This is a genomic window from Draconibacterium orientale (genome assembly GCF_900111425.1).
Lineage (GTDB): Bacteria > Bacteroidota > Bacteroidia > Bacteroidales > Prolixibacteraceae > Draconibacterium > Draconibacterium orientale.
Map to the genome: position 1 here is coordinate 105,990 of NZ_FOHT01000002.1, position 26,236 is coordinate 132,225.

Consider the following 26,236-nt stretch of genomic DNA (forward strand, 5'->3'; position numbering starts at 1 on the left):
ATAAAAACAAAATATGACAACTGATTCAGTGCGCTTAACAAACTCCTTCTTCCAGCGCGAAGTAACCGAAGTTGCACCCGATTTACTCGGCAAGATACTGGTACGACGTTTTGAGGACGGGACGATACATAAATTCAAAATTACTGAAACCGAAGCCTATCGTGGTGGCGAAGACAAAGCCTGCCACGCCAACAAAGGCTTAACGGCTCGCACCAAAGTAATGTTTGATGCGGGCGGACTGGTATATGTTTACCTGATTTACGGAATGTACTGGATGCTCAATTTTGTTACCGGCGAAACAGGTGATTCCTCTGCCGTTTTAATTCGTGGCGTCGAGGGTATCTCCGGTCCGGGACGAGTTGGCCGGGCACTGCAACTCGACAAAAGTTTTTATGGTGAAGATCTGGCAAATTCGACAAGAATGTGGATTGAAGATTCGGGATTGAAACCACAATACACAACTGCCCCACGTGTTGGAATCAACTATGCCGGCGAACCCTGGATTAGCAAGCCCTGGCGGTTTATTGTAAAATGATGAATACTACATTTCCAATAATTGGTTATTCTATATTGGACATTGAATATTGGAAATTCCACTAAAATCCGCCCACTAATACCAGTTAATTTCGTTAGTTTGAGATTATACGGCAACTTATACCAATTATACTTTATTTTGCCGCATAGCAATAAGCAAGTTTACAATAGCCTGTCCCGAAATCTTTTCGGGAGTTAATGCCAATTATACAACAAAGGAGGAGACTGAACGAAGTGAAAGTATGCTACCTTTTGTTGTTAAATCGGTATTTTTATTGTCGTTTTCCTTTCATCACAAACTTATCATACAAGAAAAGTGCGACAACAGCCGCCAGACCAATAACAAGGATTACCATCCAGATTTGCGACGGGTTATATTTATCCCACAACAGGTTCGTCAGCTCCGCCGGTGTCATACCCATTTTTTGTGCTGCGGCAGTAAAATATTCATTTTGTGTGAGTCCGTCGGCCAGCTGAATGCCTTTTTCGGCCACCTCTTGTTTTACAAATACATTTTTGTCCGACATGCCGCCATACACATTTCCTGAAATAATTCCGGCGAATACATTACCCAAAAACACCGGAATAAACGAGTAACCCATGTAAAGCGCCTTTTTATCGGCCGGGGCAATGCGCCCAATGTATTCGGTAATTTTTGGCGACCCCGCCATTTCGCCAATAGCAAAAACATAAATGGCCACCAACGTAAACAGTACATTTTGCGTGGCAAGCGTTAATGCCATACCAATGGCACACACCAAAAATCCTGTCATCATCGATCGTAACGGACGCCATTTCATTACAACCGTCGATACGATAATCTGGAATATAATGATGAACATCGCATCGAAGTTGGTTATAAATTCAGCTTCCATCTGCCCGGTTTCGGCAATTCCGTAATTTTCGCTGAAAAACGGAAGGTACTGATGGAAGAAATTGTAAACCGCACTGGTATCAACCCACTGGGCAATAAATACAGGTAATGTAAAGAAAAGCTGGTTATACATGGTCCAGAACCCGGCCACAATAACCAAAAACAGTAAAAATTTAAAATCTTTTACTACCAGAACAATGTTGGTAAAAACCTTCCCGATCGACTCCCAAATTGAATCGGTATTAGCTACCCGGTCGGGCTCTTTGTAAAAAATGAGCAAAATAAAATTCAAAGCCACAATACCTGCTGAGATATAAAAAATCAACTCCGATTGCCCTTTGTAAATTAAGGTAACCAACGGACCGAAGAAGGCACCAATGTTTACCATCATATAGAAAATACCAAAACCAATTGATGCCGTTTCATCGTTGGTTGTTTTGGCAATTGTAGCCGAAATAATTGGTTTAAAAAGTGCCGCTCCCAAAGCCAGATAAAGGTACATTACAAAAACCCCGGTAAAAGTGTTAAAATGCGGCAATAAAATAAACGCCGAAGTATAAACTACAAAGGCAATAAACAACACGCGTTTATAACCATATTTATCAGCAATCGATCCGGTAATTACCGGCAAAAAGTAAAGGATTCCGGTACCAATACCCATAATCAACCCTTTTTGCTCCTGCGAGAATTCCAGCCCTCCCATATCGGCCGAACCGGTGAGGTAGTTGGCAAACAGCATAAAAAAGCCGTACCAGGCCCAACGTTCAAATAATTCAATTGTGTTCGCAATCCAAAAACTGCGGTTGTACTTTTTTAATACCGAAACAAATGCCATTTTGATAAATTTTAATGAAGCACGAAAGGTAACATTTTTCAAAATATGTTCTGCACCACAACGCCGAAGAGCTGACATAACACATAGAAAATCGCAAAAAAGGGAAAAGGAAGAAACAGTTATTGAGTAAATGAGGAAAGAATTAGGGAGATTGAATTTCGATTGAAGATTAACGATTTTAGATTGCAGAACCAGAAAAAAAGCTAACAGTTTGCAATCGCAATTAACAGTTAGCGCGTAAATCGAACCTACTGTGTCCTATGTTTCTATGTGGTTCAAAAAAACTTAGTGTCTTTGCGTCTTCGTGTTCAAAAGTTTTCTACCCCAAAGTTGCACAATGAAGGCACAAAGTTACACAAAGACGAAAAACCCGAAACTTGCAGCTCGGAACCCGTTATCTAAATAAATTTCGATTGCAATAGGAAGAAAGTTTTTAGTTGGCAGTCGCAGTTTACAGTTAGAAAAGTCAATTCTATGCGCTTAACGGTTTCGAACTGCTTAGCGCGTAAATCGAACCTATTGTTTCCTATGTTTCTATGTGGTTCAAAAAACTTAGTGTCTTTGCGTCTTCGTGTTCAAAAGTTTTCTACCACAAAGTTGCACAAAGACGAAAAACCCGAAACTCGTTACCCAAATGAAATTCGATTGCAGTAGGAAGAAAGTTCTCAGTTGGCAGTCGAAGTTTACAGTTTAACACTAGAACAATTTGGCAATAGGCAAATAGCAATAGGCAAAAACTATACCTTCAAGAGTTTTTAAAATTGTGAAGTGTTTAAATTCTAATGATTCCTATGTGTCTATGTGGTTCAAAAAAACTTAGTGTCTTTGCGTCTTCGTGTTTAAAAGTTTTCTACCACAAAGTTGCACAATGAAGGCACAAAGTTGCACAAAGACGAAAAACCCGAAACTCGTTACCCAAATGAATTTCGATTGCAATAGGAAGAAAGTTCTCAGTTGGCAGTCGAAGTTTACAGTTTAACACTATAACAATTTGGCAATAGGCAAATAGCAATAGGCAAAAACTATACCTTCAAGAGTTTTTAAAATTGTGAAGTGTTTAAATTCTAATGATTCCTATGTGCCTATGTGGTTCAAAAAAACTTAGTGTCTTTGCGTCTTTGTGTTCAAACAATTAAGCAGCCAAAAATCACAATCCCACGCCGAAAAAAACAGAAACAAAGGTGATGATCATTATAATAAGGAACAATACAATAAAGAAAACAACTACTCCCAGTTTAAAGCTATATCTTTTTTTCTCTAGTTTTGTCGAGTCTTTAAGTCGCTCAATTGACTCAACCAGTTTTTTCGGTGCCTGATCGTTTTTAATAATGTAGTCGGCCGCACCCAACTTCATAATTTTTACAGCTGTATCAACTTTGCTTTGCGCACTCAGAAAGATAAAATCAACTTGGCTGTGTTCACGCTCCACCTGAAGCATAAATTCCAAACCATTTGTTTCTTCCGATGAATAATCCAGAATAATGATATCAGGTTTTAAATGAATTTGTTTGAGACATTCTTCTCCGTTTTTAAAAACTTTCAGATTCGAAAACTTTTGCGATTGCAAATAACCAACAATAAGATCTTTGTACACGGTACTGTCTTCGATCAGAAAAATTAAAGGATTTTTTGTCTCTTGCATAGTTATAGAAATACGGTTAGCGCTGCTCTAAAAATAACATTAATTTATTTAGAAAACAACAGGACCGATTTACTCAAAAAACCCTTAATCATTCGCAACTGACGACAGAAAAAGGTACTTTTGAAATTTTAATACACGAATTATGTTACTGGCAATCGATATAGGAAACACAAACATTGTTTTTGGAATATACAAAAATGAAGAATGGGTAAACCACTGGCGCATTCAAACCGATCAGCTGAAAACAGCCGACGAATATGAAGTTATTTTCCGGTCGTTGTTAACCGCCGGAAAGATCTGCCGCACCGAAATATCGCGGATTATTTTAAGCAGTGTGGTTCCATCGCTTGTTCATCCTTTTCGAGAAATGTTATCGGGCTTATTCGACAATGCGGTTATCAACCACCTTAATCCCGAAATTTACGATCGCTTACCCATAAAAGTTCTCAATCCATACGAAATTGGGGCCGACCTGGTTGCCAATGCCACGGCAGCCTACCAAAAATACGGAAACAACACCATGGTAATTGATTTTGGTACGGCTTTAACGTTCACCACTATCGGTAAAGATTCAGCAATATTAGGCGTTGCCATTGCACCAGGATTGCGCACAGCCGTTGGCGCTCTTGCCGGTAAAACTGCACAATTGCCACAAATCCATATTGCGCCTCCTCCATCGGTTTTGGGCGAAAATACCATTCATGCTATTCAATCGGGAATTATTTTCGGATACACAGGATTGGTTGATTCAATGATAGAACGAACCGAAAAAGAATTAGGCGTATCGCTTAATGTTGTAGCTACCGGAGGCCTTAGTGCAGTAATTGCTCCGTTAACAAAAAATATTAAAGCATGCGAGCCCATGCTCACGCTCGAAGGGCTGGTTCAAATCAATTCATTTATATAACATCTGAGATCTCATACGTTTTTACAAGTAATTTTATTTCTTTTGCAATGAACAAACTGTAGCAGAACAGTTGTTATTGTTTCAGTAATTTTTGGAAAAATGGAAGACGCGAAGGGGAAGCTGCTTGAATCAATAAACAATCCCGACGATCTAAAAAAAATATCGGTTGACCAGCTCGAAGACGTTTGTCAGGAGTTGCGCGATTATATTATCGATGTGGTTTCAACCAATCCGGGACACTTCGGAGCCAGTCTGGGAGTTGTAGAGCTGACTGTCGCCCTGCATTATGTTTACAACGCGCCTTACGATCAGTTGGTGTGGGATGTGGGTCACCAGGCCTACGGACACAAAATACTTACCGGGCGAAAAAATCAATTCGATACCAACCGGAAATATAAAGGACTCAGCGGATTCCCAAAACGCACTGAAAGCGAATACGATGCTTTTGGCGTAGGACACTCGTCAACATCAATTTCGGCCGCATTAGGTATGGCCATTGCCTCCAGAATTAAAGGTGAAGAAGAGCGCAAAGTGGTTGCTGTTATTGGCGATGGCGCCATGACCGGTGGAATGGCTTTTGAAGCGCTGAACAATGCAGGTGGCGAAAATGCCGATATTCTGGTAATTCTGAACGACAATAACATGGCCATCGACCCCAGTGTTGGCGGACTGAATAAATACCTGCTCAACATTTCAAAATCCGACACTTACAACCGGATGAAACACGATGTTTGGGAAGGTCTGGGGAAATTGGACGGTTTTGGAAAGAAAGCACGTCGGTTTATCCAAAAAAATCAGCATGCACTGAAAAACATGATCCTGAAAGAGAACAATCTTTTCGAGGCGTTCAACTTCAGGTATTTTGGCCCCATTGACGGACACGATGTGCGGTATTTAACCAGCGCACTGAACGACCTGAAAGATATTCCGGGTCCCAAGCTGTTACATGTAATCACCCAAAAAGGTAAAGGGTTTAAACAGGCCGAGCAAGATCAAACCAAATGGCATGCACCGGGTATTTTCGATAAGGAAACCGGCGAAATTTACAAGTGCGATTGCAAGGCTGATCAAGCACCAAAATTCCAAAATGTATTTGGAGATACCCTGGTTGAGCTGGCAGAGAAAAACGATAAAATTGTAGGTATAACACCCGCCATGCCCACCGGCTGCTCTATGAATAAGATGATAGAACAGATGCCTGGTCGTGCGTTCGATGTGGGAATTGCCGAGCAACACGCCGTAACTTTTTCGGCCGGACTTGCGGCGCAAGGAATGGTTCCGTTTTGTAATATCTACTCTACGTTTATGCAGCGCGCCTACGACCAGGTGATACATGATGTGGCCATTCAGAAATTACCCGTAATTTTCTGTCTCGACCGCGGAGGATTGGTAGGAGAAGACGGACCTACACACCATGGTGTTTTTGATATGGCTTATATGCGTTCGGTTCCGAATATGATTGTATCGGCACCAATGGACGAAATTGAGCTGCGCAACCTGATGTACACAGCACAACTGGGAGAGATTAACCAGCCATTTTCAATCCGGTACCCGCGCGGTTGCGGAATTATTACCGACTGGAAAAAGGAATTTGAAAAAATTGAAATTGGTAAAGGCCGAAAACTAAACGATGGAAGCGATGTTGCATTGCTGTCGATAGGGAAAACCGGAATATTTGCCCAGCTCGCCGTAAAAAGCCTGGCCAAAAACGACATTTCAGCAGCCCACTACGATATGCGTTTTGTAAAACCACTCGATACTGAAATGCTTACCAAAGTAATGCAAAACTTCGATCAGATTGTTACCATCGAAGACGGAACTATTCAAGGGGGATTCGGAAGTGCAATACTCGAATTTATGGCCGAAAACGGCTTCACCAATAAAATTAAAATACTGGGAATACCTGATCAATTTATCGAACACGGAACTCCCGAGGAACTTTACCGCGAATGTGGCATCGATGCACAAGGTATTGTTGATACCGTAAAACAATTGGTAGGCAAAACAAAAGCGATATAACGTAACAACACTCGCTCATTCCAATATTCAACTATTCTCTTATTCTGCCATTCCTCTTATCGGCATAATATTTTTATCTTTAAGTCGTTCTCAGGAATGTACTTAAAAACCATTTGCATTGGACATTTATCTTAAAAGACGACGGGGAAAAATTCTATTGCTCATATTTGCTGTTCTTATCGGAGTAGCATCAATGTTATACACCAACTGGCTGACCAAAAAAATGGCCAGTGAAGAACGTGTTAAAGTTGAAATATGGGCCGAAGCGATTAAGGGGATCAACAATGCTACCTTAGAAGTTACCTCGCCGGAAATGACCCAGCTTCAAACACGCTATCTTCACTTTCTGGGAATGGTTAGCGAAAAAAATACAACAATCCCGATTCTAATTTTAAACCCCGATGGATCCTTCAACTTCGATCGAAATATTACTTATCGCAAAGACCGAAAAGAAGAGGTACTTCAACGCGAACTAAAAAAGATGCAGGATTATGCAGCGCCAATCTCAATTGATTTAGGCGACAGTTATAAACTGATGTTGTACTACCGCGAATCAACCATACTGCGCAACCTGCAGTTGTATCCGGTTATACAACTGGCGGTTATAATGATATTTATCCTTGTGGCCTATTTTGCATTTGTGGCTACCAACCGTGCCGAACAAAACCAGGTTTGGGTAGGAATGTCGAAAGAAACAGCACACCAGCTGGGCACGCCCATTTCTTCGCTTATGGCCTGGATTGAACTGCTAAAACTGAAAAATGTTGATCCCAACCTGATTAAAGAACTGGAGCAGGATACTGCGCGACTGGAACGAATTACTGAACGTTTTTCTAAAATCGGATCAAAACCGGAGTTGCTGCGCGTTAACCTCATCGAAGTACTGAATTCGGCTGTTTCGTACCTGAAACGGCGTTCGTCGGATAAGGTAAATTTTGAGCTGATTTACGACACCAAGGCCTGCATTGAAATACCATTAAACACTGCTCTGTTCTCGTGGGTGATTGAGAATCTGTGCAAAAATGCCATCGATGCAATGACCAATCACGGCACCATAACCATCCGTGTAAAAGAAAAAGAAAAACAGGTAAATATTGACCTTACCGACACCGGCTGCGGCATCTCAAAAAATCATCAGAAATCAATATTCCACCCTGGTTTTTCAACCAAAAAACGTGGCTGGGGCTTAGGGCTTTCGTTGGCAAAACGTATTGTTGAGATTTACCACGAAGGCAAAATCTTTATCAAATCGTCGGAAATGGGAAAAGGAACCACTTTTCGAATTATTCTGAACAAATAAAAACTAAACTCAAAACAGTAAGTCCCGCAGTGTTCGATCACCGAACTTAGCACTTATGCAAATGGCTCAGGTTTAACTGTTTTGATTTGGAAAGAAATTTCAAATATTTCCAAGTTTTCTTTAACTGTTAATAAAAAATTTATACTTTTGCATCCACTTTTTTTGGAATCGTGAGCTGGAAGAGCAAATATAATATTGAGTTTAAAGGTCTTAAAGAAGGCCTGCACGAATACCAATTTGAGGTAAACGAGAAGTTCTTTGAGCATTTTGAGGAGAGTATGGTTGACAACGGGGAAGTTAGCGTAAAAGTTGAACTTGAAAAACGAAGTGCATTTCTGAGATTAAGCTTTGCACTCGAAGGATGGTTAGAGCTTGTATGCGACCGCTGCCTCGACAATTACAATCAAAACGTATCTTTAGAAACCGAATTATTTGTAAAATTTGGCGAAGAAGATGCCTTTGAAGAAGGCGACAATGTAATTTGGGTTTTACCCGAAGAACACGCCATAAACCTGGCTCAAATTATTTACGAATACGTTACACTAAGTATTCCGTTGCGGCATGTTCATCCGGATGAAAGCGGAGAAAACAGCTGTAACCAGGAAATGATTGACAGATTAAACAATATTACACAGCACGAAGCGGACGACGATGAAGAAGAAGAAATTGATCCGCGCTGGGCTGCATTAAAAAATTTAAAAAATAATAATTAAAAATACATAACAATGGCACATCCAAAGCATAAAACATCGAAAGCGAGAAGGGATAAAAGACGTACGCACTACAAAGCAGTTGCCCCTACTCTGGCTACTTGCTCAAACTGTGGAACAACTGTAAAATACCACACAGTATGTCCTGAATGTGGTTACTACAGAGGAAAACAAGTAATTGAAAAAGAAATTGCATTATAGTTAAACAAGCATCCGGAAGCTCCGGATTTAACTAACAAAAATCCATCTTTGGCAAGTTCCGAAGATGGATTTTTTGTAAACACCCGCCCGCATTTCCTATTTTCTGATTTTTCGAACGATGTTATAAATAGTTCTGCCTTTAAGAACATTTTTTCACCTTCCCATACCATATCTGCTGGCATTTCTTTGCTGTCTCCTGTAAATCGCTCTACATTTAACCCCGGTAAAAAAAAACACCACAACTTTTATTTTCAGTAAACAAAAATTAGTATTTGAATAATGGCTAACATCAGGGCAGCAATTACAGGAGTTGGAGCCTTCCTCCCGGAATACCGGTTAACAAACGAAGAAATCAGTAAAATGGTTGACACCTCAGACGAGTGGATCATGCAACGTATCGGGATTAAGGAGCGAAGGATTTTAAAGGAAGAAGGGAAAGCAACCAGCGACATGGGAGCTCGTGCAGTGGAGAATTTGCTGGAAAAAACCGGCACATCGCCCGATGAAGTTGACATGCTGATTTGCGCTACTATTACCCCGGACATGAACATTCCGGCAACTGCCAACATTATTGCACACAAAACAAATATTCACAACGCCTGGAGCTTCGATTTAAATGCCGCTTGCTCCGGATTCATTTTTTCCCTCTCAACAGCAACACAATTCATCGAATCGGGGCGCTACAAAAAAGTGGTAATCGTTGCCGCCGAAAAAATGTCGTCCATAATTAATTACGAGGATCGCACCACCTGCCCGCTTTTTGGCGATGGCGCAGCAGCCGTTCTGGTTGAACCAAGTACCGAAGATGTTGGTGTTATCGACTACATTAACCGCGTTGATGGTTTAGGGCGCCACCACCTGCACATAAAAGCCGGCGGATCGTTAAAACCAGCCTCCGAGGAAACCGTAAAAAACAAAGAGCACTACCTCTATCAGGAAGGACAAGCCGTTTTTAAGGCTGCCGTATCGAGCATGGCCGATGTAGCGGTTGAAATTATGGAAAAGCACAACATCAGCGCCAAAGATATTGCGTGGCTGGTTCCGCACCAGGCCAATATGCGTATAATTGAAGCTACCGCCCGCCGAATGGGCATTAGCAAAAAACAGGTAATGATCAATATCCGTAAATACGGAAATACCACAGCAGCTACAATTCCGCTTTGTTTGTGGGATTACGAAAAGCAACTGAAAAAAGGCGATAACATTATACTCGCAGCTTTTGGTGCCGGATTTACCTGGGGAAGCACCTACTTAAAATGGGCTTACGATCCGAAATAAGAGCAAACAATAGATGTCAGATTTTGCCGTTCTGTTTGTGGGATTCTAAATAATTATTTTTTTGCTGAAGATGCATTTTGTTGTATCTTCAGGCACCCAATTTTTAAGGACAGTAAAGAAGTTAGGGACCATGGCAAAACAAAACACAAGAACGTTTGGCGAAACCCCCGATCAGGCAATCAATATTTTAGGCGAAGGCACCATTATTAAAGGCGATATTGCAGCCAGTAGCGATATTCGTATTGATGGCCAGCTAATTGGCAATCTGGAAGCTAAAGGCCGGGTTGTTATCGGCCCTAAAGGCAGAATCGATGGCAAAGTAAAGTGCAATAATGTTGAGATCGCGGGTTTTATAAAAGGCAAAGTTACTGTTGATGAGCTATTGAATATGAAAGCCTCGGCAAAAATTGAAGGCGATATTATTGCCGGAAAACTGGCCGTTGAACCCGGTGCAACTTTTACCGGTACCTGCGCCATGGGAGGAAGCAGTGCTCCTGCAAAAGAAGATGCAAAGGAAAAAACCTTATACAACCAGAAAAACTAATTCGTTTATTCGTTATTCCAGCCTCGGATTCGAGATGATGGCCATTATCGGAGGATTTACCTTTTTGGGCTACAAAATCGACCAATGGATGGATAACGAATTTAAAGGATTTACGCTTGCACTGGTTATTTTTGGAGTAATTGCATCTATTATTTATGGCGTAAAAAATTTGTTGACCCCGGATAATAAATCGAAAAAAACGAAAAAGTAAATGAAACCTTTCATTGTAAAACTCACCGGAATAACCCTGGCTATTGCCTTAACTGGCTGGCTGGTCTTTTCGCTGGCGTTACCCGAATTCTATTTACCAATACTTCCCTTCCTTTTACTTTTCTTCTATTTGGTTACAATCAGCATTCATGCCTACCAGCTTAAAATGGCCCAAAAGGATATCGGCAAATTTACCCGTAGCAATATGCTTGTTACATTTTTCAAACTCGTTTTGTATTCGCTTGTAGCCCTTGTTTATATTGCCGTTGACAAAGAAAACGCCATTCCGTTTGTTATCTGTTTAATGCTGCTTTACCTGTTTTACACCTTTTTTGAAGTAACCGAGATTACCAAGTCAACAAAGTCTTCTGAGAAAAAGTAAAACTCCGGCTCTCCTCTTCTTCACGCAAAAACAGGTTTTTAAACATGGTTAATTATTAAATGAAAAATATCAAATTCCATTCACGGACCAAAAAATCTTATAAATTTGTGAACCTGAGAACAGAATTTTCGTTTTAACAATCTGACAAAATTCTTATCGAGAAGCGTTTGTTTATAGTGTTTATAGACAAGTTAAAACAAAGAAAAACTGAATTAACCATGCTTAAGCTTACTAAAGCCGTCTTTTTATTCTTTGCCTTTTTATTACCAGGTTATGGCCAGCTTCAGGCCCAACAAGGGCACGAAGAAGAAAAGACACACGTAACAGAAAGTCATTCAGAAGAAATTGAGGCACATGCCTCAGACACGCACGCTGAAGAAGGATTTAACGCCGGAGAATTTGTGATCGACCACGTTTCCGATTCGTACGATTGGCACATTACATCGTTTGGCGATAAGCACATCAGCATTCCTCTTCCGATAATCGTTTACAGCAAACAGCCTGAATTACACGACGGACAAGCTTTTCATGTGTTTATGTCGTCGAAATTTCACCACGGACACAGTGCTTACAAAGGTTTCCGTATTTCGGAAAGCGAGGAATTTAAAGGAAAAGTAGTTGAGCTGGATGCTGCAGGACTCGAAATTGGAACACCCATCGATATTTCAATCACAAAAACAATTGCCGGCATTTTGGCATCGGTAGTTATTTTATTGTGGCTGGTTTTTGCAACGGCTAAGCTGGCTAAAAAGAACACAGGGAGAGCGCCAACGGGCGTACAAAATGCCTTGGAACCAATCATCTTTTTTATTCGCGACGAAGTGGCAAAACCGGCCATTGGCGAACACAAATACGAAAAGTTCATGCCTTTCCTGTTAACCCTGTTCTTTTTTATCCTGATCAACAACTTCATGGGATTGATTCCAATTCCGCCATTTGGAGCCAATGTTACAGGAAATATTGGGGTTACAATGGTACTGGCTTTATTCACTTTTGCAATAACAACCATTAACGGTAACAAACATTACTGGAAAGAAATTTACAACCCGGACGTTCCGTGGTGGTTAAAGTTCCCCATTCCGTTAATGCCTATCGTTGAACTTTCGGGCGTAATTACAAAACCATTTGTTCTCATGGTCCGGCTCTTTGCCAACATGATGGCGGGCCACCTTATTGTAATGGTGTTTGTGAGCCTTATTTTTGTATTCGGCAGCTTGTTTGGCCCGGCAGTTGGATTAGGAGCAAGTCCTATTTCCATTCTGTTCTCGGTGTTCATTTTGCTGCTCGATGTTTTGGTATCATTTATTCAAGCATATGTTTTTACGCTGTTGTCGGCACTCTATTTCGGAATGGCGACAGCAGACCATCATTAATATTTAAAATTAAAAGCTATGTTATCAGCTATTTTAACAGTATTGCTACAAGCGGCCGCCGGTGCGTCGGTTGGTAAAATGGGAGCAGCAATTGGTGCAGGTTTAGCAGCAATTGGAGCTGGTATGGGTATCGGTAAAATCGGTGCCAGTGCCATGGAAGCTATTGCCCGTCAACCGGAAGCAAGCGGCGACATCAGATCGAACATGATTGTGTCGGCAGCACTTATCGAAGGTGTTGCATTCTTCGCAGTAATTGTTTGTATCCTAATCGTTTTTGTATAGCAAAAAACTTTGGCAGCCATCCCGGGGATTGCCCGGGATGCCGTTGCCCCATTAAAATTTTAGATCATGGGATTAGTAATGCCGAATCCGGGCACCATCTTCTGGATGCTCATCATTTTTGGAATCGTATTTTTTGTTTTAAAGAAGTTTGCGTGGAAACCAATTCTTACCGCTTTAAAAGAGCGCGAAGATTCAATTGCAACTGCTTTAAACTCGGCCGAAGAGGCTAAAAAAGAAGTAGCCGGGCTAAAAGCCGATAACGAAAAAGTTATTGCTGAAGCACGCCGCGAAAAAGAAGCGATTCTGAAAGAGGCCAAAGAGCTAAAAGATAAAATTGTTGCCGAAGCCAAAGAAAAAGCCGGCGAAGAAGCGCAAAAAACCATTGCTCAGGCACGTCAGCAAATCGAAGCTGAAAAAACAGCCGCCATAAACGATATCAAAAAACAAGTGGCCGAACTTTCGGTAAGCATTGCTGAAAAAGTGATTCGCAAAGAGTTAAGCAACAAAGGCGAACAGGAAAAAATGGTTGACGGATTAATCGACGACATCAAGCTGAATTAAGTATGGACCAGAGCGCAATAACTGTACGATACGCCAAAGCTTTCTTTTCAACAGCTAAAGAGAAAAACCTGCTTGACAAACTAAAAACCGATATCCAGTTGGTAATGGATGTCTGCAAAGAATCGAAAGATTTTATTCTTTTGCTGGAAAGCCCGATCGTAAAATCATCAAAAAAGGCAACCTTGGTAAAAAGTATTTTCGAAGGTAAAATTGAAGCGATCAGTCTTAACTTTTTATTGCTGATCGTTCAAAACAAACGCGAAGTACACATTCCGGGCATCTGCCGCAATTTTCTCGATCTCACCCGAAAAGACCTCAATATTAAATCGGCAGTTCTTACAACAGCTTCCGAGGTTGATGCCTCAACTCTAAAAAAAGTGGAAGCACTGTTGGGAAAAGAGCTGAATGCTACTATTGAGTTGGCGGCCCAGGTTAATCCCGAAATTCTTGGAGGTCTGGTATTGCGAATGGACGACAAACAGTACGATGCCAGCGTGGCAACCCAATTACGCAAGGTGAAACAAACCTTGTTAGAAACCGAATTATAAACGAAAGCGACAAGCAAAAAATAATAAAACATGGCTAGTATAAAACCTGCTGAAGTATCTGCAATTCTGAAGCAACAACTCGAAGGATTTAAATCGGCAGCCGAACTGGAAGAAGTTGGCACCGTACTACAGGTTGGTGACGGTATTGCCCGTATTTACGGACTTTCAAACGTTGAATCGAACGAAATGATCGAATTCGAAAACGGCATGAAAGGGATCGTGTTAAACCTTGAAGAAGACAATGTTGGTGCTGTGCTTTTAGGTCCTACAGAAGAAATTAAAGAAGGCGATACCGTAAAACGTACACGTCGTATAGCATCGATTAACGTGGGCGAAGGCCTGCTCGGACGCGTGGTTAACACCATTGGCGAAGCCATTGACGGAAAAGGTGCAATTACCGGCGAACTTTTCGAAATGCCTTTGGAACGTAAAGCGCCGGGTGTAATTTTTCGTCAGCCTGTAAAAGAACCGTTGCAAACAGGATTGAAAGCTGTTGATGCCATGATTCCGATCGGTCGTGGTCAACGCGAATTGATTATTGGCGACCGTCAGACAGGAAAAACGGCAGTAGCTATTGATACCATTATTAACCAACGTGAATTCTACGAACAGGGAAATCCGGTTTACTGTATATATGTTGCTGTGGGGCAGAAAGGTTCTACCGTTGCCAACATTGCAGCAACGCTTGAAAAAGCCGGTGCAATGGCCTATTCGATAATTGTTATGGCAACGGCATCCGATCCTGCTGCATTGCAATTTTACGCACCATATGCAGGTGCTGCCATCGGCGAATATTTCCGCGATACCGGTCGCCATGCATTAATTATTTACGATGACCTTTCGAAACAAGCCGTTTCGTATCGTGAGGTGTCGCTGTTGCTTCGTCGTCCACCGGGCCGTGAAGCTTATCCGGGTGATGTTTTCTATTTGCACTCGCGCCTGTTGGAACGTGCTGCAAAAATCATCGAATCGGATGAAATTGCGAAAGACATGAACGACTTACCGGAATGTTTGAAAGACAAAGTAAAAGGTGGTGGTTCGTTAACCGCACTTCCTATTATTGAAACACAGGCCGGCGACGTTTCAGCCTATATTCCAACCAACGTAATTTCAATTACCGACGGACAGATCTTCCTGGAGTCGAACCTGTTTAACTCGGGTATTCGTCCGGCGATTAACGTGGGTATTTCGGTATCGCGAGTTGGTGGTAGTGCACAGATTAAATCGATGAAAAAGATATCGGGTACATTAAAACTCGACCAGGCACAGTTCCGCGAACTGGAAGCTTTTGCCAAGTTTGGTTCCGATTTGGATGCCGCTACCATGCGCGTACTCGACAAAGGGCGTAAAAACGTGGAAATCCTGAAACAAGGACAGTATTCTCCGGTAAAGGTGGAGCATCAGGCAGCTATTATCTATTGCGGAACCAACGAGCTGCTTCGTAGTGTACCAATTGATAAGGTGAAAGAGTTTGAAGCCAATTTCCTGGAAACAATGGAAATGTCGCACCGCCCGGTTCTTGATGAACTGAAAGCCGGAAAACTTACTCCTGAAATTGAGGAAACAATTCGGAAAGTAGCTGCTGAAACAGCAGAGAAATACAAATAACAAGGACTGATATGTTGATGGAGTGAAGGATTGAATTCAGTCTTTCTCCAAATCAATCCTTCAATCAATAAGATATGGCTGGATTAAAAGAAATACGCACACGGATAGCATCGGTAAAAACAACCCGGCAGGTAACCAGTGCCATGAAAATGGTGTCGGCTGCCAAATTAAAAAAAGCACAGGATGCTATTTTGCAGATCAGACCGTATGCCGAAAAACTACACGAGATACTAACTTCGCTGAGTGCCAGCCTCGAGAATGTGGAAGATTCGGTTTATACACAATCTCGCATGCCTGAAAATGTGCTTTTGATTCTGGTATCATCAAACCGCGGTTTGTGTGGTGGTTTTAACAGCAATATCTCCAAGAAGGCCATTGAGGTAGCCAATACAAAATATGCACGACAGTTGCAATTGGGAAACCTTGATTTTATGTGCATCGGGAAACAGGGAGCGCGTCAGTTAAAACACCGTGGTTACAAGGTTGTGGCCGACGAAAACGAGTTATTTGATGAGCTAACTTTTGACAATGTTTCGAGAGTTGCCGAAGAGTGTATGAAATCGTTTGCCGACAAACATTACGACCGCATTGAATTGGTATATAACCAGTTTAAAAATGCCGCCGTTCAGGTACAGGCTGCCGAGCAGTTTCTCCCGGTTGAAATGGAAGAAGGTGAAGATAATGGCAACTTCGATTTTATTTACGAACCATCAAAAGAGCACATTATCCGGGAATTGATTCCACGTTCGTTAAAAATTCAGTTTTACAAAGCTTTGCTCGATTCGAATGCAGCCGAGCACGGTGCCCGAATGACAGCAATGCATCAGGCAACGGATAATGCTACCGAATTGATTGGTTCGCTTACTTTGGAATACAACAAAGCACGTCAGGCAGCAATTACCGGAGAAATCCTGGAAATTGTAAGTGGTGCCGAAGCATTAAACGGATAATTCGTTTTTATAAAAATATTAGGAAACCGTTCTTTGAAAGAAGAGCGGTTTTTCTATTTATAAACCGGGCTCACCCACGTTTCTTTTGGAGAATATTTACTTTCGGCAGCCCAACGGATTCCGCGTTTCATAATTTCCAGCGCTTCCGTCACTTCAAAATCAGTCATAACGTGTCCCAACGAACTGTAAAATATACGTCCGTTACCATAGTATTTTTTCCAAACAACCGGCATCACACATTCATCAATCCACGAGGCATGTTCAGCAGTAAATTCTGTTGTCGCCAGCACTTTTACATTCGGATCGATATGCATGTAATACTGCTCCGAATGCATTTTAAAATCATCCATTCCTTTTGTTACCGGATCATTTTTATCGGTAATTTGCACCGAATAATCAGTAACACCACCTGGATGCGCGACCCACTGCCCGCCAACCATAAACTGGTATTCGGTATTATTTCGGAACGAATCGCCTATACCGCCATGCCAGCCCGAAAAACCGGCTCCGTTTCGTACGGCTTTTAACAGGCCCTTTTCCTGCTCGTTGGTGATGGTTCCCATCGTCCAGCTTTGGATAATCAGATCAACCGATCCCATTAATTCTTCATCCAGGTAGCTATCCAGGTTGTCCGACACCGTAAGCTCTGCTCCCTCTGATTTTAGCCATGGCACAAATACGTCGACCGATTGTTGTGGCTCGTGACCACTCCAACCACCATAAACATAAAGTACTTTCTTTCCTTTCAACGAGTTATTATTTTGCATTTTCTCCACGGCATAACTTTTTGGAGTTAAGAATAGTAAACCAGCTCCGGCCAAAGCGGCAGTTTTTATAAAATTCCTTCTACTCTTGTGTAACATAGTTTAGTTGATTTAATACTTCGCCCAAAATAAACGAAAATGTTGGAATATAAAATCGAAAACCAACTTATACACTTTTCAAGTTACAGCGCATAACAAGAAAAAGTCAGTTGGAGAAAAATAAAATGATGAATTTCCTTTTTATATTTTCAGACCCTTTTTTCTTTTATAATGCTTACTATCAATATTTTGACTTGCCTCCACACCAAATAACAATTCCCCAAAGCCCACTATCATGCTGTATTTCTGCGCTTTACCATTTTTTTCATTTTCATTTTAACGAAGTATTGCGTAAATTGTATAGACATACCCATTGAGTTAAGTGATTTATAGCCAGATTTTTCAAAACAATTAACTAAAGATTACATTATGAAAAATTTTGCTGTATTGCTAATTTTAACCCTCCTTGCAAGTACATCAGTCGCTCAGAAAAAAAATGGTACCGTGTTTAACGAACACGAAACCATTGACGCAACAAGAGGCTTTTGGGATGCCGTTAAAAAAGGCGATGCCGAAAAAGTAAAAACCTATTTTGCCGACTCGGTGCTGATTATTCGGAACGGTAATGACTGGGAAACCTCGGCTGAAAACTTTAGTAAAAACACGAGTTACTGGATCAATAACTTTGTGAATTTTAACGTTGAAGATTCACCGGGTTCGTATCCCGATGCAATTGAATACCCAGACGGAAAAATGTGGGTTCAGGATTGGTTGCAGCTCACCGGAACAAACGAAAAAACCGGCATAAACCTGGATTTGCACATGCACTGCCTGTACGCCTTCAACGACGATGGAAAAATAGCTGCCTTTTTTCAATATTATAACAATAATGTTTTCGAGAACATTAGGGATGCTCAAACAACCCGCGAAAATGGGCAGGTGTATATTAACCATCCTCACATAGCCACGGTAAGAAAATTGCTGAATACCTATGTTGCTGAAGATGTAGAAGGTTTCAAAGATTTCTTCACTGAAGATGCCATTTTCAGTAGTTTGCCCGGTGGCTACGATGTAACTATGAACCTGGAAGAAAGAGCTGCGGATGTTGCCGACCATTTTGCCACCCGAAAAGATATCCACTTCGAGCAGGTTGGTTACCCCGATTGTATTTTCTACGAACTGAATAATGGATATGTAGTTTATTCGTGGTGGAATTATTCGTACACCGATGAAGAAAGTGGTAAAAAAGTGGAGATGCCTTTAATGCTGTCTCATTCATTTAATGATGACGGAAAAATCATCCGCGAAATGGCTTATTTTAGCACTAATCACGTAACAGAGTAATACAATCTATTAGACGAAAAAAGGAAGCAGTTGTGAGGATTGCTTCCTTTTTTTGTGGGTCGTGGCAGATTCGAACTGCCGACCTCATGCCTGTCAAGCATGCGTTCTAAACCAACTGAACTAACGACCCCTACCCTGTCATCCGTCAGCTAACGGACTGAACCAGCTGAGCTAATTCCTCCTGAAGAGGACATAAAAATAACAAAAAAGAGACATCGCTAAATGTCTCTTTCTCGTTTTATTTACTGTATATCTCGCTTAAATAAGAAACTTGATAACAAACAAAATCACCAGTACAATCATTACGATTGAAATATCTTTCATTTTTCCGGTTAAAACCTTCAACAATACATAGGAAAGCATACCAAAAACAATACCCTCAGCAATACTATAAGTAAGTGGCATTGCAATTATTGTAATAAACGCCGGTATAGATTCGGTATAATTTTCAAAATCAATTTTAAGGATTGGCGACATCATAAAGAAACCAACCAAAACTAATGCTGGTGCTGTTGCTGCTGCAGGCACCATGGTAAACAATGGTGCAAAGAACAGAGCAATAAAGAACAATACAGCGGTAGATAATGCAGTTAATCCTGTTTTACCGCCTTCGGCAACACCCGATGCACTCTCTACATAAGTAGTAACTGTACTGGTTCCGAAAATCGCACCAAAGAAAGTACCAATTGAATCGGCAAAAAGTGCTTGTTTTACGCGTGGGACTTTTCCTTCTTCATCCAACATCCCTGCTTTTGACGACACGCCAACCAGTGTTCCTACTGTATCGAACATATCCACAAAAAGGAAAGTAAACAGTACAATCAGCATATCCAGCGTGAAAATCTGGCTAAATTCAAATTTCATGAAAATAGGAGACAACGACGGTGGTACATCTACCAGATGTCCTTCGGGCATGTGAGTAACTCCAAACGGAATTCCGGCTATAGTTGCTGCAAAAATACCAATCAATAGAGCACCTTTAACTTTCAGAATCAACAAAACTGCTGTAAGCACAATTCCGAATAAAGCGATAAGTACGGCTGGCGACCCCATATCGCCTAAACCAACCAAAGTCGCATCATTATTTATTACAATACCGGAATTTTGAAGTCCGATAAACGCAATAAACAATCCGATACCAGCAGAAACGGCATGTTTTAGCGGAAGAGGAATTGCATTTACAATTAACTCGCGAATATTAAAGGCAGTAAGCAGGATAAAAATTACCCCTTCAAGAAAAACTGCAGTGAGTGCAAACTGCCAGGAATGTCCCATTCCCAAAACAACGGTGAAGGCAAAGAAAGCATTCAGTCCCATTCCCGGGGCAAGGGCAAATGGCAACCGGGCTACCAGAGCCATAACCAAGGTTGCAACAAAAGCCGATAAGGCAGTTGCAGTAAACAGCGCATGTTTATCCATTCCTGTGGCACTTAATATATCCGGGTTAACTGCCAGAATATAGGCCATAGTCATAAACGTAGTTACTCCTGCAAGTATCTCCGTTTTTACGTTTGTTTTATTCTCTTCGAGTTTAAAAAACTTGTTCAGCATTATTCAGTTTTTTTATTGAATTTAGAAAGTATATTTTACTGCTAACGTTGGTTTAACAGCAAACTCATCACCAACGAAGTTGTTGCTTAACTCGATTTCAGTACCAAACGAGAAGTTTTTACATGGGTTGTACCACAATTGAGGCTCGGTTAAGAAACGATAGTCAGTTCCCCAGTACATTTCTTCTTTCCAGAAATCAGCAAAACCGGTAAAAGTAAATTTACCTTCTGCCATTTGCACGGTCCATACAGCTGTTAACTGAAAAGAGTTTTGATTTTTTGTACCGTTTTCAAGTTTATTTTTAATGTTCTTGTAGTTGGCTTGCAGGGTTAAAATTTTCGAGAAATCAGCCGAAGCCCAGGTACGTTCCACACCTGCCAGCCAGCAGTTTTCAATAGGAATCCAAGCTTCCGGGGCAACACTCATTGTTCCGCCGTTGTATTCAACACGTGGCATAAATTTCTGGGTTTCGTTCCATTTAAAAGCACGTGCAATTTCCCAGTAAGCTAATGAAATACCATTGTCGATTCCTGTTCCATCAGCACCATAATCCATGTCGATGAAAAAGAAAGTCGATCCGTAAGCATCGGGACGGAACATTTCTACTGTTGAAGTTAGCATTTTCCGGCCATCACCGAAATCGTAATGTAATTGAACATTTTGTGCATTAACGCCAAAAACAAATGCAACAAATGCAATTGCAAGTAAAACTTTTTTCATTTGTTTAAAAATTTTGGTTTTTGTTTTGAAATGAAACCTAATATTCAGTAAAACCAGTTGTGTAAAAGTTCAGATTCGAACTGTTCCTTCATCCTCAGTCACTGCAAATTAAACTCACTTCCTACTTATTAAATAAAAAGAATTGATATTTAGCAGCTGCTAAAATAATTAAAGTTTCGTTTTTACGAAACACAAAGTAGGCTAACACCCTCTGAATTGAAACGTTATAAATAAAAAAGAAAACCCCGGTCAGAACGACCAGGGCATTTCATTGAAATCGGGAAGATAAAAAATAAGGGTCTTATATTATATATATTCTTCAGAAGCTTAAAAAGTAACCCGGCCAAACTTTATTAAGATGCAGTAAAAATAATTACTCCGCCAATGCTTCGTATAAAAATACATTAACAGGATAAAGCTGTTCGTAAAGCTGTACCACTTCTGTAATGTAGCCATTTCCGGATACCAGCCTGTCTCCCAGCTGTTTTGAATAAATATACGATTTGTATTTCAGCAAATCAATGTGTTCATGATCTTTCGGAAACCCCTTTGGCGCCAGTTTTAATTTATCGTCAAACATTTCCGGAAATTGTTTTTTAAAACCGGGCTCATTGCAAATTTCCAGAAACTCTTCGGCATGATCGGCCATATAATTCCGTATCGATTTTAACACCGGTGCCGGTGGCATATATATTCCTCCGGCAATAAAACAAGCACCGGGCTCGATATGTAAATAATACCCCGGGTTCATACTTTTCCGGCCTCCTTTACAAATAAAGCTGCCAAAATTGGTTTTGTATGGGCGTTTATCTTTTGAAAACCGTACATCGCGAAAGATTCTAAAAACACAATCTTTGGGTTGTAATCCCCGCACTGCCGAATCAAATTCGCCAATCTCATTAATCAGCACATCGGTAAGAAAAAGTAACTTTTCTCTGCTTTCCTCGTACCATTTTCGGTTCTCGTTAAACCACTCGCGATTGTTGTTTTCTTCCAGCTGCTTCAAAAATCCAAGAACTTTCTCCATTGTAGAATATTTTGCACTATTTTAGCTTTCAATGTAAACAAAAAACAGAATTGATGCTAAAAAAGTTTGCCCTAATTGTTGCAGGTGGAAGCGGAAACCGAATGGGGACTTCCGTTCCAAAACAGTTTCTCGAAATTGAGGGAAAGCCTGTTCTGCTATACACTTTTGAAGCCTTTTTACGTTTCGACCCCGACATTGAATTTGTGCTGGTTTTACCCGAAACACAGCTTGAGCACTGGAAGAAACTTTGCAAAAAACATGCATTCAACACACCGTACAAACTTGCTTTTGGAGGCGAAAATCGTTTTCAATCGGTAAAAAACGGGCTCGCAGAAATTAACGATGATGGCATTGTTTTTATCCACGATGGTGTTCGGCCGCTTGTTACCCGGAAAACCATAGATCATTGTTTTACCACAGCTAAAAAATGGGGCAACGCTTTGCCGGTTGTTCCTCCGGCGGAATCGATTCGTTATGCGGATGAAAACGGCAACAAAGCTGTTGACCGAAGCAAATACTTTTTGGTGCAAACACCCCAAACATTTGATGTACAAACAATAAAAAAGGCGTATCAGGAGGCTCAGCACGAAAATTTTACCGACGACGCTTCAGTACTTGAAAACACCGGACATAAAATCCAACTGGTTAGCGGCAACCGCGAAAACATAAAAATTACCTGGCCCCAGGATCTTATCATCGCCAAAACCTTTCTTTTTCCACAATAGGAAAATCGGCATTTAGTGGTAAATATTCGCCACTCACCGATTAAACCCACGGAAACTTTCCGAAATGAAATAGTTTTGTGTAACTATTTTACTACTCAAAAGTCTATAGTTATGGGAAGTTTAAACACACCGAAATGTAAAAACTTTTTGTCCGAACAAAGTTTCCCGGAAAATTAAGCATACTTTTGCCACGTGGAAGAAAAGAAAAAATATATCATAGAAAACGTTGGCCATCTTTATTTTAAAAAAGGCATACGTGCGGTAACCATGGACACCGTGGCTGCCGAATTTGGAATATCGAAAAAAACACTTTACCAATATTTTACCGACAAGGAAGACCTGGTGAATCAGGTTATCGAGTTTTTTATCGACGAAAGTGGAAAAACATTTAAGCAGTTGGATGACAAAAATGCCATCGACAGCATTCTTCTCATTCGCAAACATATGGCATTTATTTATAAGTTCTATAATAATGGTATTGAAAAGGATCTGAAAAAGTATTATCCCAAACTATATAAAAAGATTAACGAGGTAAAACGCAAGCGCATATTTACCAACACTATCGACAATCTGAAACTGGGAATGGCGCAAGACCTGTATCGCACCGACCTTGATCCGTACCTGATTGCCAAACTGCAGGTGGGAAGAATGTTGTACACCATGAATCCGGATTGTGGAATTTTTGAAGAGTACGAAGTAAACTCGCTCCCATTTTTCGATAGCATGATGGACTACCACATGAATGCCATTTGCACCGATAAAGGAATAAAATACTATAAAAAACAACTTAACAAAGTTCAGTATGAAGAAACAAATTAAACAAATCATCTTGTTTTTATTCTTGTCAGTTGTGGGACTGTCGCTGAAAGCTCAGGAGCAAGAAACCACCCGGTTTTCGCTCCATCAGGCCACGCAATATGCCATGCAAAACTCGTATGTTTTATTCAATACAAAACAAGATGTAACCATTGCCCAAAAACAAGTTTGGGAAACCATCACTACCGGATTGCCACAGGTTTCGGGAACAGCCAATTACAGTGCATTTCTGAACCTACCGGTTTCCTTACTTCCCGGTGAATTTTTTGGAGAAGACCCTGGAACTTACATTCCTGTAAAATTTGGACAAGACTACAGTGCCGATTTCGGATTCAGCGTATCGCAACAAATCTTCGATGGTTCGTGGATTGTTGGAGTAAGCTCGGCCGAACTGTATTTAAACCTGGCCAAACAAGCCAACGAAAAAACGGAGATCGACATTCGCAGCGCGGTGGCACAGGCCTATTACACCGTGCTAATTAGCCAACGCTATCGCGAGATTATGCTTGAAAGCCTCGAAAACAGTACACGCTTGTACGAAGAAACCAAGGTGTATTACGAAAACGGTTTTCGCGAACAGCAAGATGTTGACCAATTGAGAATACTGCAAAAAAATGCCGAAAACGAGGTAATCCGCTCGGAAAGAGAACTGATAATTGCCAAAACGGTTTTGAAATATACCATGGGCTACGATCTGAATCAGGAGATTGAATTAGTTGACGACCTGGATATTTTCGTTTCGCCATTGGTGCAGGAGTTGAATTCCATCGATCTTGACCTGATCAACCACATCGACTACCGTTTGGCCCAGTCGAATTTTAAGGTTTCTGAAAAATTGTACAAACTGGAAAAAGTCGCCTATCTGCCTCGTTTCGATGCATTTTACAGCTACACGCGAACCTCGTATGGCAACAAAGCCAACCTGTTTAAAGAAGAGTGGTTCCCATCGTCGCTGATCGGATTTCAGGCAGCCATTCCCATTTTCAATTCAGGCAATAAACGCGCTAAAGTACAACAGGCCCGCATTGAACTCGACAAAGCAAAAAACGATATGCGCTACGCCGAAATCACACTTCAGAAAGATTATTTAACGGCATCGGCTGAAATGGAAACAGCACGCGAACAGTACTTAAACACACACGAAAACCGCGACCTGGCAAAAAGCATTTTGGATAAAACACAAATAAAATTCAATAACGGAATGGTTAGCAGTGCCGAGCTTACCCAGCAGGAAACACAGTACATAACCACTTCGCAACAATTGGTAACTTCAACATTAGCGCTGCTGCAAGCCGATTTAAATCTGAAAAAAGCCGCCGGCGCATTATAAACGAAAACAAAAAAACACATAAAATGAAAAAGATTTTATTCATAGTAACAACCGCCCTTATCGTTTCGGCTTGCGGAAACACAAACGTTACCGACGACGCCGCCAAACGAAAACAATTGCAGGAACTAAAGCAGCAGGTTCACACGCTCGAGCAACAAATTCATGTACTTGAAATGGAACTTAGCGCCAACGAAACCGAAGAACTGGTTAACATTAAAGCCAACACGCTTGAAAACCAAAAGTTTGAACACTTTATTGAAGTAACCGGAAAAGTAGAAGCCGAGCAGGATGTAGATGTAAGCCCTGAATCGGCAGGTATTATAAAAGAAGTTTTGGTTACTGAAGGACAACAGGTAAGCAAAGGACAGGTTTTGGCCCGCCTTAATACCGATGTGTTGGAACGATCGGTTGAAGAGCTGCAGGTGCAGTTGGATTTGGCCGTAACAAATTACGAGCGTCAGAAAAACCTGTGGGACCAGAATATTGGTTCTGAAATGGAATTTCTGCAAGCCAAAAATAACAAAGAGAGCCTTGAGAAAAGAATTAACAGCCTGAATACCCAAATTGAAATGGCCGAGGTAAAATCGCCTATCAACGGGGTGGTCGACATTGTTTACCAAAAGAAAGGAAACATTGGCAGTCCGCAAACTCCGTTTGCCAAGGTGATTAACACGAGCAACATTAAAATTTACGGCGAAATTTCGGAAACGTACATTACCAAAGTACACAAAGGCGACAATGTTGAAATTCGTTTCCCGGCCTTAAACAAAACTGTTGATGCAACGATTAACCAGATCGGGAATACCATCGATCCGAATAACCGCACATTCCGCGTTCGTATTAATATTAGCAACCCAACGAATATGATCAAACCAAACCTGGTTTCTATTCTTTCAATGCGCGACTATGTAAACGACTCGGCTATTGTGGTGCCTTCGCTTTATATTAAAGAAGATTTTAAAGGCCACTACCTGTATATTATTGAAAATAACGGCGGTAAAAATGTAGCTAAGAAAGTTTATGTAACACCAGGCGTTAGTAATAACAACATGACCGAAATTACCGACGGATTAACTGCCGGAACACAGGTTATTTCCGAAGGCTACAACCAGGTTGTTAACGGAACAGCCGTTAAGATCAATTAAACACCTATCAAAAAAAA

General features: G+C 41.1%; 27 protein-coding genes and 1 tRNA gene. 21 read left to right on the top strand and 7 right to left on the bottom strand.

The window, feature by feature from the left end; all coding sequences use genetic code 11:
- Positions 1-13 precede the first annotated feature (13 nt).
- Entirely contained in the window at positions 14-535 is a 522-nt protein-coding gene (locus BMW53_RS01950; protein ID WP_038557586.1) for a DNA-3-methyladenine glycosylase, read from the top strand.
- Between the two features lie 271 nt (positions 536-806).
- Here the strand turns inward: BMW53_RS01950 and BMW53_RS01955 are convergent, their stop codons facing one another.
- Complete coding sequence (locus BMW53_RS01955) at positions 807-2,243, bottom strand: MFS transporter (protein ID WP_038564349.1); 1,437 nt, start codon at positions 2,241-2,243, stop codon at positions 807-809.
- Between the two features lie 1,147 nt (positions 2,244-3,390).
- The gene (locus BMW53_RS01960; RefSeq protein ID WP_038557584.1) at positions 3,391-3,885 is read right to left on the bottom strand and encodes a response regulator; all 495 of its coding nucleotides are present in this window, start codon (positions 3,883-3,885) and stop codon (positions 3,391-3,393) included.
- A 142-nt stretch (positions 3,886-4,027) separates the two neighbouring features.
- Between BMW53_RS01960 and BMW53_RS01965 the strand changes: the two genes are divergently transcribed.
- From BMW53_RS01965 to atpG, 15 genes are all read left to right on the top strand, one after another.
- A complete protein-coding gene (locus tag BMW53_RS01965; protein WP_038557579.1) occupies positions 4,028-4,792 on the top strand; it encodes a type III pantothenate kinase in 765 nt (254 codons plus the stop codon).
- Positions 4,793-4,891: 99 nt separating this feature from the next.
- Positions 4,892-6,811, top strand: coding sequence for a 1-deoxy-D-xylulose-5-phosphate synthase (dxs, locus tag BMW53_RS01970; protein ID WP_038557576.1), 1,920 nt, complete (start codon positions 4,892-4,894; stop codon positions 6,809-6,811).
- 118 nt (positions 6,812-6,929) lie between these two features.
- Complete coding sequence (locus BMW53_RS01975) at positions 6,930-8,111, top strand: sensor histidine kinase (protein WP_038557572.1); 1,182 nt, start codon at positions 6,930-6,932, stop codon at positions 8,109-8,111.
- Positions 8,112-8,281: 170 nt separating this feature from the next.
- Positions 8,282-8,824: a YceD family protein gene (locus BMW53_RS01980; protein WP_038557569.1), complete on the top strand. Its 543-nt coding sequence runs from the start codon at positions 8,282-8,284 to the stop codon at positions 8,822-8,824.
- Between the two features lie 12 nt (positions 8,825-8,836).
- Positions 8,837-9,022 (top strand): 50S ribosomal protein L32, encoded by a 186-nt coding sequence (gene rpmF / locus BMW53_RS01985; RefSeq protein ID WP_074780135.1) that lies wholly within the window; start codon positions 8,837-8,839, stop codon positions 9,020-9,022.
- A 279-nt stretch (positions 9,023-9,301) separates the two neighbouring features.
- On the top strand, positions 9,302-10,300 hold the full coding sequence (locus BMW53_RS01990) for a beta-ketoacyl-ACP synthase III (protein ID WP_038557562.1): 999 nt from the start codon (positions 9,302-9,304) through the stop codon (positions 10,298-10,300).
- A gap of 130 nt (positions 10,301-10,430) precedes the next feature.
- Positions 10,431-10,844, top strand: coding sequence for a bactofilin family protein (locus BMW53_RS01995; RefSeq protein ID WP_038557559.1), 414 nt, complete (start codon positions 10,431-10,433; stop codon positions 10,842-10,844).
- Positions 10,807-11,055, top strand: a complete 249-nt coding sequence (locus BMW53_RS02000; RefSeq protein ID WP_074780139.1) for an AtpZ/AtpI family protein — start codon at positions 10,807-10,809, stop codon at positions 11,053-11,055. The genes BMW53_RS01995 and BMW53_RS02000 overlap by 38 nt, the downstream gene beginning before the upstream one ends.
- Entirely contained in the window at positions 11,056-11,436 is a 381-nt protein-coding gene (locus BMW53_RS02005) for a hypothetical protein (RefSeq protein ID WP_038557557.1), read from the top strand.
- A 218-nt stretch (positions 11,437-11,654) separates the two neighbouring features.
- A complete protein-coding gene (gene atpB / locus BMW53_RS02010; RefSeq protein ID WP_038564347.1) occupies positions 11,655-12,809 on the top strand; it encodes a F0F1 ATP synthase subunit A in 1,155 nt (384 codons plus the stop codon).
- Positions 12,810-12,827: 18 nt separating this feature from the next.
- Positions 12,828-13,091, top strand: coding sequence for an ATP synthase F0 subunit C (gene atpE, locus BMW53_RS02015; protein ID WP_038557555.1), 264 nt, complete (start codon positions 12,828-12,830; stop codon positions 13,089-13,091).
- 66 nt (positions 13,092-13,157) lie between these two features.
- A complete protein-coding gene (locus BMW53_RS02020) occupies positions 13,158-13,652 on the top strand; it encodes a F0F1 ATP synthase subunit B (protein WP_038557553.1) in 495 nt (164 codons plus the stop codon).
- Positions 13,653-13,654: 2 nt separating this feature from the next.
- The gene (gene atpH, locus BMW53_RS02025) at positions 13,655-14,200 is read left to right on the top strand and encodes an ATP synthase F1 subunit delta (protein WP_038557551.1); all 546 of its coding nucleotides are present in this window, start codon (positions 13,655-13,657) and stop codon (positions 14,198-14,200) included.
- Between the two features lie 30 nt (positions 14,201-14,230).
- On the top strand, positions 14,231-15,808 hold the full coding sequence (gene atpA / locus BMW53_RS02030; protein WP_038557549.1) for a F0F1 ATP synthase subunit alpha: 1,578 nt from the start codon (positions 14,231-14,233) through the stop codon (positions 15,806-15,808).
- Positions 15,809-15,882: 74 nt separating this feature from the next.
- A complete protein-coding gene (gene atpG / locus BMW53_RS02035; RefSeq protein WP_038557547.1) occupies positions 15,883-16,758 on the top strand; it encodes an ATP synthase F1 subunit gamma in 876 nt (291 codons plus the stop codon).
- 53 nt (positions 16,759-16,811) lie between these two features.
- Here atpG and BMW53_RS02040 read toward each other — a convergent pair whose 3' ends face one another.
- Positions 16,812-17,621, bottom strand: a complete 810-nt coding sequence (locus BMW53_RS02040) for a ThuA domain-containing protein (RefSeq protein ID WP_081804806.1) — start codon at positions 17,619-17,621, stop codon at positions 16,812-16,814.
- 369 nt (positions 17,622-17,990) lie between these two features.
- On the opposite strand from BMW53_RS02040, the gene BMW53_RS02045 reads away from it, so the two are divergent.
- Entirely contained in the window at positions 17,991-18,905 is a 915-nt protein-coding gene (locus tag BMW53_RS02045) for a nuclear transport factor 2 family protein (protein ID WP_038557545.1), read from the top strand.
- Between the two features lie 55 nt (positions 18,906-18,960).
- On the opposite strand, the gene BMW53_RS02050 is transcribed toward BMW53_RS02045, so the two are convergent.
- The 4 genes from BMW53_RS02050 to BMW53_RS02065 form a co-directional block, all read right to left on the bottom strand.
- Positions 18,961-19,035 (bottom strand) — tRNA-Val (locus tag BMW53_RS02050).
- A 128-nt stretch (positions 19,036-19,163) separates the two neighbouring features.
- The gene (locus BMW53_RS02055; protein ID WP_038557543.1) at positions 19,164-20,456 is read right to left on the bottom strand and encodes an NCS2 family permease; all 1,293 of its coding nucleotides are present in this window, start codon (positions 20,454-20,456) and stop codon (positions 19,164-19,166) included.
- 21 nt (positions 20,457-20,477) lie between these two features.
- Positions 20,478-21,176 carry a DUF5020 family protein gene (locus tag BMW53_RS02060; protein ID WP_038557542.1) on the bottom strand — a complete coding sequence of 233 codons (699 nt, stop codon included), beginning with the start codon at positions 21,174-21,176 and terminating at the stop codon, positions 20,478-20,480.
- 373 nt (positions 21,177-21,549) lie between these two features.
- The gene (locus BMW53_RS02065) at positions 21,550-22,203 is read right to left on the bottom strand and encodes a DUF2461 domain-containing protein (RefSeq protein ID WP_038557540.1); all 654 of its coding nucleotides are present in this window, start codon (positions 22,201-22,203) and stop codon (positions 21,550-21,552) included.
- A 53-nt stretch (positions 22,204-22,256) separates the two neighbouring features.
- Here BMW53_RS02065 and BMW53_RS02070 point away from each other — a divergent pair, with 53 nt between their 5' ends.
- From BMW53_RS02070 to BMW53_RS02085, 4 genes are all read left to right on the top strand, one after another.
- Positions 22,257-22,928 carry a 2-C-methyl-D-erythritol 4-phosphate cytidylyltransferase gene (locus BMW53_RS02070; RefSeq protein WP_038557539.1) on the top strand — a complete coding sequence of 224 codons (672 nt, stop codon included), beginning with the start codon at positions 22,257-22,259 and terminating at the stop codon, positions 22,926-22,928.
- Between the two features lie 192 nt (positions 22,929-23,120).
- On the top strand, positions 23,121-23,747 hold the full coding sequence (locus BMW53_RS02075; protein WP_038557538.1) for a TetR/AcrR family transcriptional regulator: 627 nt from the start codon (positions 23,121-23,123) through the stop codon (positions 23,745-23,747).
- Positions 23,731-25,074 carry a TolC family protein gene (locus BMW53_RS02080; RefSeq protein WP_038557537.1) on the top strand — a complete coding sequence of 448 codons (1,344 nt, stop codon included), beginning with the start codon at positions 23,731-23,733 and terminating at the stop codon, positions 25,072-25,074. The genes BMW53_RS02075 and BMW53_RS02080 overlap by 17 nt, the downstream gene beginning before the upstream one ends.
- Positions 25,075-25,097: 23 nt before the next feature.
- Positions 25,098-26,219, top strand: coding sequence for an efflux RND transporter periplasmic adaptor subunit (locus BMW53_RS02085; RefSeq protein WP_038557536.1), 1,122 nt, complete (start codon positions 25,098-25,100; stop codon positions 26,217-26,219).
- Positions 26,220-26,236: the final 17 nt, after the last annotated feature.